The organism is Microcystis sp. BLCC-F209 (assembly GCF_041928595.1).
In the GTDB taxonomy this organism is placed as follows: domain Bacteria; phylum Cyanobacteriota; class Cyanobacteriia; order Cyanobacteriales; family Microcystaceae; genus Microcystis.
Map to the genome: position 1 here is coordinate 1 of NZ_JBHFLL010000146.1, position 9,062 is coordinate 9,062.

General features: G+C 46.6%; 9 protein-coding genes, 1 tRNA gene and 2 pseudogenes. 4 read left to right on the plus strand and 8 right to left on the minus strand.

Annotation, left to right across the window (positions count from 1 at the left end):
* Positions 1 to 263: 263 nt before the first annotated feature.
* From ACE1AQ_RS09145 to ldpA, 3 genes are all read right to left on the minus strand, one after another.
* On the minus strand, positions 264 to 1,691 hold the full coding sequence (locus ACE1AQ_RS09145; protein WP_172456673.1) for a hypothetical protein: 1,428 nt from the start codon (positions 1,689 to 1,691) through the stop codon (positions 264 to 266).
* Positions 1,692 to 1,702: 11 nt separating this feature from the next.
* Entirely contained in the window at positions 1,703 to 3,448 is a 1,746-nt protein-coding gene (locus tag ACE1AQ_RS09150) for a R3H domain-containing nucleic acid-binding protein (protein ID WP_008206867.1), read from the minus strand.
* Between the two features lie 80 nt (positions 3,449 to 3,528).
* A complete protein-coding gene (gene ldpA, locus ACE1AQ_RS09155; RefSeq protein WP_008206865.1) occupies positions 3,529 to 4,572 on the minus strand; it encodes a circadian clock protein LdpA in 1,044 nt (347 codons plus the stop codon).
* Between the two features lie 378 nt (positions 4,573 to 4,950).
* Here ldpA and ACE1AQ_RS09160 point away from each other — a divergent pair, with 378 nt between their 5' ends.
* Positions 4,951 to 5,181: a helix-turn-helix domain-containing protein gene (locus tag ACE1AQ_RS09160; RefSeq protein ID WP_008206863.1), complete on the plus strand. Its 231-nt coding sequence runs from the start codon at positions 4,951 to 4,953 to the stop codon at positions 5,179 to 5,181.
* Positions 5,182 to 5,243: 62 nt separating this feature from the next.
* Positions 5,244 to 5,555: a DUF4164 family protein gene (locus tag ACE1AQ_RS09165; protein WP_002784899.1), complete on the plus strand. Its 312-nt coding sequence runs from the start codon at positions 5,244 to 5,246 to the stop codon at positions 5,553 to 5,555.
* A 33-nt stretch (positions 5,556 to 5,588) separates the two neighbouring features.
* Here ACE1AQ_RS09165 and ACE1AQ_RS09170 read toward each other — a convergent pair whose 3' ends face one another.
* From ACE1AQ_RS09170 to surE, 4 genes and pseudogenes are all read right to left on the minus strand, one after another.
* Positions 5,589 to 6,035, minus strand: a complete 447-nt coding sequence (locus ACE1AQ_RS09170; RefSeq protein ID WP_008206860.1) for a hypothetical protein — start codon at positions 6,033 to 6,035, stop codon at positions 5,589 to 5,591.
* A gap of 76 nt (positions 6,036 to 6,111) precedes the next feature.
* A pseudogene (locus ACE1AQ_RS09175) lies at positions 6,112 to 6,333 on the minus strand (hypothetical protein).
* 135 nt (positions 6,334 to 6,468) lie between these two features.
* Positions 6,469 to 7,053, minus strand: coding sequence for a DUF3727 domain-containing protein (locus ACE1AQ_RS09180; RefSeq protein ID WP_106908835.1), 585 nt, complete (start codon positions 7,051 to 7,053; stop codon positions 6,469 to 6,471).
* Positions 7,054 to 7,100: 47 nt separating this feature from the next.
* Positions 7,101 to 7,913 (minus strand): 5'/3'-nucleotidase SurE, encoded by an 813-nt coding sequence (gene surE, locus ACE1AQ_RS09185; protein ID WP_008206857.1) that lies wholly within the window; start codon positions 7,911 to 7,913, stop codon positions 7,101 to 7,103.
* A gap of 61 nt (positions 7,914 to 7,974) precedes the next feature.
* Between surE and ACE1AQ_RS09190 the strand changes: the two genes are divergently transcribed.
* Positions 7,975 to 8,047: transfer RNA gene (locus tag ACE1AQ_RS09190), tRNA-Arg, on the plus strand.
* Between the two features lie 514 nt (positions 8,048 to 8,561).
* Here ACE1AQ_RS09190 and ACE1AQ_RS09195 read toward each other — a convergent pair.
* The gene (locus ACE1AQ_RS09195; RefSeq protein WP_374808281.1) at positions 8,562 to 8,744 is read right to left on the minus strand and encodes a hypothetical protein; all 183 of its coding nucleotides are present in this window, start codon (positions 8,742 to 8,744) and stop codon (positions 8,562 to 8,564) included.
* 190 nt (positions 8,745 to 8,934) lie between these two features.
* Here ACE1AQ_RS09195 and ACE1AQ_RS09200 point away from each other — a divergent pair.
* Positions 8,935 to 9,062, plus strand: a pseudogene (locus tag ACE1AQ_RS09200) (ISL3 family transposase); the annotation flags it as partial.

Genomic DNA, 9,062 nt, shown 5'->3' on the forward strand with positions numbered 1-9,062 from the left:
ATTAGAGAAGATGCAAGGGTGATGCAAGGGTGATGCAAGGGTTTTAAGAGATTCTAGCAGATTTAAGTGCATTTGGGAAGCTCTCAATCAAGCTAAAAGCCCTTTCCTGTAAGGTTTTTACCATTATTCAGCAAACCCTACCTAATTTTCAGGGAAAAAGTACCTGAATTTTCCCCCTGATCACTCCCAGGCCAGGCACTTTTGGATTTCAAAAAAATCTAAAGATATAATCCAACAAGGTTTTTAGATTTATTCAGCCAACCCTAAGTAGCGGGTAAATCTTGGTATTCAGCCAAAGCATTTATAAAAAAGAGGTCTCCCCAAATTAAACCGGTATCATAGATTTGGCCGGGTTGAATTGCGGCGGGATGATGATAACAACCATGACGCAATAGACTCATCTCTGGGGCGGTTTCGTCGGGAAAATAGGCAAAAGAAGTCAAATTCAAGAGAGTATTATCGATCGCCTCTCGATAGGTTCCATAACTAGGATCATTGCTGGGTAAAGCCTTTAATAAGCGAATCATCCCCGACACTGCGATGGCCGCTGCCGAAGAATCCCTTTCCGTAGCGGCATTTTTTTGCAAGGCATAATCAAAGTCCCAAGGGGGGATAAAATCTCCAGCGCGTCTTTGTCCACCGGGCCAGCGATCGGGCAAATTGTCCAGATAATAATTAATGGCATCCTTGGCAATGGTTAACATTTCCGCATCGCTGGTGTAAATATAGGCCGTCGTGGCACTATAAATAAACCAAGCTTGACCCCGAGACCAAGTGCTATCATCGCGCCAGCCCTGTTTCCCCTCATTAAATAAGAAATTTCTATAGGTGGGAGAGTTGACATTTTGATCAAAATACCCTCTTTGCCAAGTTCCCGTTTTACCCGGGCGACGGTTAGCCCCAAAGGTGCGGCTAAGGGTGCGGATGTGGGAAAGGGCTTTTTCTTGCCAATCCTTTGCTTCCTTGGGGTCAGGATTGTGGAGACTTGCCCAGAGCAGTTGTTCTATATTGATCGTATGGTCGATAAAAACCTGCCAATGTTCTTGCTGATCGGTGCGATCGGCCTTGCGTAACCAGCCAAAAGTCCCGATATCGCTGTGATAACTCCCCTTGCCATCCTGAAAAGGTTGGGCTAGTTGTCTGGCCCCTCGTAAAGTTATCTCTAAAGCTTGCTGTTTTTCCTTGCCCTGCCCTGACTCAAACCAAGGAGCAAACACCAGTAAATTATTAAGACCGACGTCTTTGTTCTTCAAACTGGCTTCTTTTAAGGGATCGCCCCATTTTTTCGCAGCAGCTGCCCAAAAGCCGCCATACATAGGGTCTGATTCTAAATCAGCCATTTTCCATAACAAAGCAGGAAAAGCCCCAGCCGCCCAAAAATCGGCGTTTTCTAGCTTCCAAGTGCCTGGCGTGGGACTATTGAGCCTCCGTCGCCAATTGAAGAAATTCAAACCCGATGGCTCTGGATGGGTAAAATAGGGATAAACAATGCCAAGATAGGCATAACTATCGAGATAGTCGATCGTCGTGGTTAGTTTCGTCCTAGCCAGATCGAGACAGAGCTTAATTCTTGCAGCCAGGGGCATTTTGTCCCGTAATTCCGCCGCCGATCGGGGACGATGGATAATCAGGGAGGCCACCCCACCGATCGCCGCCCCCGTACCCATAATAATTAGCGTTCGTCGCTTCAAATTCCCGACTCCTAAGCTGGATAGATGCGAATACGGCGATTCGGTTCCTCTCCGAAGCTATCGGATTGGAGACGGTAATGTTCCACCAATTCGTGCTGCATTTTCCGCACTTTCGCCGATCGCGGCAGTAACTCCACCGGTTGACCAGTAGGAATAACGATTTGTTCCACCGCTAACCGGGCCTCCTCCAGAGCTTCGATCTCGTCATCGCTACCGCTGCGGGCAAATAAACGCAAATCCGCGCCCTCCTGATTCATCGGGTCATCAATGCCCAAAATCCGCTTTAAACCGCGAGAGATTTGGGGCAGGGTATTGGATTTGATGCCGTGGATGGGAATTTGTCTTACTTTGGCAATTTGACGCAATTTTGACTGATTTTTAACGTGGGAACGCAGGGCTAGCACCGCGTCGGCCCCCTGTAAATCTTTGGTCAACATGATCGGCAAATCTAGGGCCTGTACTACCTGTTCGATCGGGGCGCGACTGACTCCGTAGGGATAGACATAAACTGGCCAATCTTCGCCATTGGGACCGGGGATGCGGACTTTTTCCGTTTCTAGTTCCTCCTGTAGCCAGGATTGTTCGAGGAGGCGATCGAAATCGTTTTCCCGGTTGAGCGGTCCGGCAGGGAAACGGGCCACGGGAGTCATCCGGCCATCGGCCCGCCATCCCTTGGGTTTATCCATTTCTGGCAGATAATTGCCGCGCAAAGGGGTCAACTTTTCCGGTTTTGGCTCTTCCTGAGCGACCTGTACTTTTCCCTCCTCGTCCACCCAACGGATTTGGGCAATTGCTTCCCGTCCCCGCAGCAGTTGGTCGATAGTGGTGGATACGTCCTCGTGAATGACCCAGCGCTGACGTTCCAACATTTCGATGGCAATGTCAAAGGTGGGGGGTGCTTTGCGTTCTAAAACGGTTTTCTGAGAACCCCGGCGGCGCGCTTCTTCGTCTCCGAGAGTTACTGCTTGAATTCCCCCGACTAAATCCGATAAAGTCGGGTTTTTAATTAAATTTTCCAGTTGATTGCCGTGGGCGGTTCCCACTAACTGCACCCCGCGTTCGGCGATCGTGCGAGCGGCCAGAGCTTCTAATTCCGTACCGATCTCATCAATCACGATTACCTCCGGCATATGGTTTTCCACCGCTTCGATCATGACTTGATGCTGCAATTCCGGACGGGCCACCTGCATCCGACGAGCGCGACCGATGGCCGGATGGGGAATATCTCCATCTCCAGCGATTTCGTTGGAGGTGTCGATAATCACTACCCGTTTATTGAGGTCATCGGCTAAAACTCGAGCTATTTCCCGCAAGGCCGTGGTTTTCCCCACCCCCGGACGACCGAGCAGCAGCAGGGATTTACCAGTTTCCACTAGGTCGTTAATTAGGGTGATCGTACCGAAAACAGCCCGACCAATACGACAGGTTAAACCGATAATTTCCCCGTCTCGATTGCGAATGGCACTGATGCGGTGCAGGGTGCGTTCAATCCCGGCGCGATTATCGCCGCTAAAACTGCCCACCCGGGCGATCGAATACTGGATTTCTTCTTTTGAGATCGGTTCGTCCCCCAGATCGATCGCCCCATCGGGAAAACGCGCTTCTGGTATGCGTCCCAAATCCATAACTACTTCGATCAGTTGATGCTGCCGCGGGTGTTCCTCGATCTTGCCGCGAATTCGAGCAGGTAGAATTGCCAAGAGTTTGTTTAAGTCGTCGGTCACTGGCATCCGAGAGGAGGGTAGGGTTTCTGGCATTAAATTAATAGTAAAAGGTTTTGGCGATAATTGGCTGTTTTGATTTCCAAGATTTTCTTGGGGTCTAACACATTTACCGGTTAGTTGTCAATTAAAAAAATATTATAGTTTGTTGACCAAGGCTCGGCTTTTAATTGAGCAACCCCCATAGAAGCGGCTTTAAGGGCTTCTTGGTAAGCTTGGGGGTCATTTTCAAGGTTAGGCTGGTCTAAATGCTCTAAAATTGGCAAAATCAATGAACGGGCGTAACTTCCATAGGCAATACCAGCGATTTTTTCTCTCAGTCCCAGTTGCTCTAATTTGGTCACGGTGTGGTCATTGGTTCCCCCAGCTAACTGCACAAATCCAGCTAGATTGCTGGAAAGAACTTTTTTGGCCATATTAATGGCCGGGTGGGTGGTTCCTTTGCCGATATCGCCGCTCATCGGTCGGCCGTCCGTCTGCCAAATCAGAGGACAGCTTAGGGGTGAAATAGTTTCTTGCAGATAGTGGAGGTAATTAATGATATATTCGTGATCTTGGCAACTTATGGCCAGGATTTTTAGGTTTTTCGTTAAAGGTGCGATCGCTTGCCAGAGTCGAGCAAATTCCTCTCCGTGTCCGACTTGGGTATGAATTTCGATCGCATCTACTCCCATTTCGATAATTAAGGGGATAATTTCTGCGGGTTGACAGACACGGGATCTTGTCTCGATTATCTGCTCTGGACAAACGGGTAAGCAGCGACCGCAACCATAACAGCGCTGTTCAATCACTCCCCCCCGATCAATAGCATAAGCGGGACAGATTTTTTCGCAGGGACGGGGACAATCGACCGGACAGATTTGCGGGTTAAAGACAGCTTTGCGAAAGTGGGGATCTTCCCCGTCATTGAGACTGACCATTAACCAAGGTCGTTGATTGGGGGGGAATCCGGCGATTTTGGCAGCGGTTTCCATGCCTTCGCGGGCCGCAAGGATCACGGCTCGATCGGCAGCCACATCAATACAATCGGCCCCGGCGATAGTATAGGCCAGGGCGAGGTTGCGAATCGTGGGCAAATCTTGGTAACTAGCTCCACAGATGAGCTTGAACCAGTGACCCGCCACTAAGGACTGTAAGGGAGGGGAGTTTTTATCTAGCACTTTTTCATCCTATCCCGCCCAGCCCCTAAATGTCCAGCAATTCTCATTTTAAGGTTTCATGACATAAAAAGCCTTATAACAAGAGGGTTGTACAATTCTTAACAATTTTAGTGATCGCTGAAACGGCGCAAAATCGTTCTGAATTTATTTTTGCTGCTAAATGTCAGCCCTGTGCTGCTCTGATTCTGACTAAAGACTGATTATTGATTCTTTTTGGACATACTAAGCCACAAACGGTAAGTAAAACCGATTTACTCAACAACTTCATTGTCTTTTTACCAGTAAGTCACCGAAGGGCGGTCGTCTTTCTTTATATTCTTGATGTATAATGATAGTTATATAATGTCAACAGTATTTTTAGATGATTTTTGAGATATAGTGACGGATAGGGAACTAGGACAGCGTATGCAGAAATTACGGGAGAACGCTGGGTTAACTCAAAGAAAACTAGCGGAACGGTTAGGTGTGACAGTGCAAACCGTAAGCAATTGGGAAACAGGCTACAGGGAACCGAGAATGAACCCATCTCAAACATTAAAGCTATGTCAATCCCTTAACTGCTCACTTGCACAACTAGCTGGAGCGATCGCACCATATCGAGACAACTGACATATCTAGGCATCCCCAATCTCACCAGCGATCGCAATTAAAGAAAATATAGGAGACAGAAAATGGCTAACGAAACCGTTACTTATTCCCTAGAAGCTGTTCTGACAAGGATCGAGGGGAAAATAGACTCCCTACAAAGAGATGTCAATCAAAAATTCGACAAAATCGATGAACGGTTAACCAAAGTAGAAATAGGACAATCGGAGATCAGAGGGGACATTAAAGCTTTAGATGAGCGACTAACTACAGAAATTAAAGGACTAACGACACGGGTTGCTTATCAGGAATTTACCAACCGGGGAATTTTTATCGCCCTAGTTGTCGCCATTTTAGGAGGGGCTGCTAAACTTTTTGGTTTTTTACCCAATCCCTGACAGCGATCGCTGTCGTTTAGGCCGCGGTTGACACTAAAGACTTAATGTAAATTCTAAAATCCAGTTCCTTGCTTTTAGGTCTTCAAGGGTTAAGGCGATCGGTTTTCTTCCCCCGACCGATATAGTGTAAAAAGGTGATTCTGGTACATTAGGTACGGAAAATTTAAATGTGCAAGTCCACAACGAAGAATCTTGACTTTGATTAAATCTCCCTTCTCCTAGTTTACCGATCGCCACGATGGTATCGTTAGCATTTCTAATCACGACTGACTGCCCATCATAGATATCTTTAAAAGCTCGATCAGTTGCACAAAGATTACCGTATTGCCAGCGTTGACCAGAAGGCACAGAAGTAAGCACTCGCAACCCTTCCCAAACCTCGATCGATCCTGTTAATGTGTAAGGTTGGGAGACAGCACTAGGCGCGATCGCTGTTAGTTGTGCGGCAATCAGGACAGTCGATGATAAAAATTTAATCATACGTTTTTAAATGTAAGCGGTCATTTTTTATCCTATTGATTCTTCTTGAACGAATGCCATCGGCCTCTACATTCAACTATAAACCCAAACGCCGCTTTTGACGGGCTTTATAGGAAGCTAACAGCCAAATAGAGGCAGAAATCAAAGAAGGAGCAAGGACAAAAAAAGTGGCCATGGTTACGGGATGTTCCCAGGCCTAGACCCAATAAATCATCACGGCAAAAATCAAGCCACAGTAAGCTAGTCCTAGAAAGGGGATGCCAATGAGTAAAATGGCGAATCGAGTATCTTTATCCATAAAATATGGGGATGGCAGCGAAGATTTAGCTGATGGGTTCCGCTTGCCCCTCTCTTTACTTATAAAATCCCGAAAGATATACTGTGACTAGATTGATCAAAAATTTTGCCAGGCGGATTTGGTAAGATCGTGTAATTATTCGAGTTCATCAAACAAAAGTTCCTCTAGAATAGGTCCCATACCGTCATCATCGGGGGAAACTAATTCCACTTTCCCTTCCCCGTCACCGACGGCTAAGAATAACAAAGGAGCTAGGGGAGTGTAAATCGAGTATTTTTGGTCTTCCGAAAAGAAACTGGCGAGAAATTGCAATTCTTCCGGCTCTGATGACGAGGAGGGTTCATCGCCATCAATTTCTAAACTGAGAACATTATCTTCTTCCAGGGGCGGTAATTCACCACTAACAGTTAAGGTGTGAGCAGTGGACTTGAGCAATAGGTCTAATTCTGCTAAAACCGCTTTAGCATCGGCAAAAACCCGCTCGATTTCCTCGCTATCTTCGATTAAGAAGGCATCGGATTCTTCTTCCTCCGATTCCTCATCCCAAGCAAGAATCATCACCGGGGTATCGACGGGGATAAGAAGCATATAGGTGAGATCATCGGTTTCATAGGCATTCTCAATATAACAGTCCAGCGATCGACCTTGCTCATCCCAGAGGGTTATGATATCCGCTTCTTCGAGTTCGTTTTCTTGAAAATTAAATTGAGATGGGGACATAGGCTCTCAAACGCTACTGATTGAATCAGAATATCATGAGATGATCCTCAATCAAACCAAGAATTTCGGTGCAAATGTTGGAAGCCTTGCACATCAGTTAAATTGTATTGTAGGGGCGTGATGGTGATAAAATTCTCGCTGATAGCGCGCACATCTGTAGGCACTTCTGGGGGTAAATGGCTGTAGTCCGGTTGTTCGATATCTTCCACCACTTCCCCAATTAACCAGTAATAACTTTTACCCCTAGGATCCAGTCTTTTCTCGAAGGTTTCTTCGTAGCGTCGCAATCCTTGCCTAGTGATTTTCACCCCCTTGATTTCGGCACTACTGACCGGAGGGACATTGACATTGAGTAAAGTGGGAACAGGAAAAGGGTTAAGGGCAACTTTTCTGACTAAAGTGAGGGCAAAATCGGCGGCCGGTTGGAAATCACAGGCTTGAAAACTAGCCAGACTAAAAGCAATACTGGGAATACCTTCGATTAAGCCCTCCATGGCTGCGGAAACCGTGCCAGAATAGAGGATATCGGTGCCGAGATTAGATCCATGGTTAATGCCGGCTAAAACTAAATCGGGACGCTCTTTCAGGACGGCACTAAGGGCAAATTTCACCGAATCGGCGGGAGTTCCCGAGCAGGACCAAGCAATCACATCGGGATGAAAAATTCCTTCCACCTGTTCGGCCCGGATGGGATGGTGTAGGGTTAAGCCATGACCAGTAGCAGAACGCTCGCCGTCGGGACAAACTACGGTGATTTGATGACCGACGGCAGCGAGGGTGTTGGCAAGGGTGCGGACTCCTAGGGCGGAAATGCCGTCATCATTACTAATCAGTAGTTTTAAGGGGCGATCGCTAGTCATAGGAATTTCTGATCTACTGCGTCGGCTAGTGGTATAATATGATAGTATTTTATTTGATTGTGGGTACGTAGCTCAGAGGATAGAGCACCAGGTTCCGGTCCTGGGTGTCGGGGGTTCGACTCCCTCCGTACTCGTTCAGAAATCAGGGGTCGGTATTCCCCCAGTTCTGCTGCTCCCCGCTCGCCCCTACATTTTAAGGGGATTTAGTATCATTGCAACTCCCCTGTGGGGGAAAACTTTCATTGCTTAAGCTACAAGCTTTGATCTACTTAGTTTCTAACCTTCTTTTTAGGTAGGAGAATGGCCAGATTCTTTTTGCTGTTCCTTGCTTTCAGAAGCTGATAACTGATAAGTAGGGTTTGCTGAAAAAGTTTGTTGGTGGGGTTAGGAGTAAGGAGCCAGGAGCCGGTCGTTTCAGGCTTTGTTGTCCTCTTTTTTTTTGTACCAATGTGTGTACTAAAAGAAGGATAAGGGACCTGCGCTTTGATAATGTACCTTTTGGGCGAATGCAGTTCGCCCCTACATTGTGGACAAAATCCGTTACTGTAGAGGCGCAAAGCTTGCGCCCTCCGATCGATTGGGATATTATTCCCACGCAAGTCCCTAATGCAAGGTTTTTGGGCTCTTCAGAAATTGTTATGCAAATAATTAGGGTCTGCTGAATAAATCTAAAAACCTTGTTGGATAAGACTTTTGGACTTTTTTCCCCTCAAAAAGTGCCAGCCATTGCGGGGATCGGGGGGAAAATTCAGGTACTTTTTCCCTGAAAATTAGGTAGTTGACCACCTGAAAATCGATAAAACCCCACACCCCACACCCAGCCCCCCCCACCCGGCCCCCACCGAAAAGTTTTTTCAGCAAACCCTAATTAACTTAAAATAAAATTCGATGAGAGCACCTACGCTCAAAAGTAGCTGAAATCCATACAGGGAAAGACTTAAGGCACAAATAGGTTAATACCAAAAGATAGACAATCGAGTTAAGATTTAATATAATTGCCAAAAACGAGATTATTTTACTTATGATACTTGACAAATTTTTGAACCTAGAAGGAACCTGTATTCAAGGCTATCGACACCTAGAAAATATCGGTATAGTTTTCCGAATCGAATCGAAAAATAAAAAAGCGTCCTGTCCTTGTTGTGGGTT

Bases quoted from the DNA above. Each gene is read 5' to 3' on its own strand.
- ACE1AQ_RS09150 (WP_008206867.1), bottom strand. From the start codon at position 3,448: ATGCCAGAAACCCTACCCTCCTCTCGGATGCCAGTGACCGACGACTTA.
- ACE1AQ_RS09165 (WP_002784899.1), top strand. From the start codon at position 5,244: ATGGCTAACGAAACCGTTACTTATTCCCTAGAAGCTGTTCTGACAAGG.
- ACE1AQ_RS09170 (WP_008206860.1), bottom strand. From the start codon at position 6,035: ATGATTAAATTTTTATCATCGACTGTCCTGATTGCCGCACAACTAACA.
- ACE1AQ_RS09180 (WP_106908835.1), bottom strand. From the start codon at position 7,053: ATGTCCCCATCTCAATTTAATTTTCAAGAAAACGAACTCGAAGAAGCG.
- surE (WP_008206857.1), bottom strand. From the start codon at position 7,913: ATGACTAGCGATCGCCCCTTAAAACTACTGATTAGTAATGATGACGGC.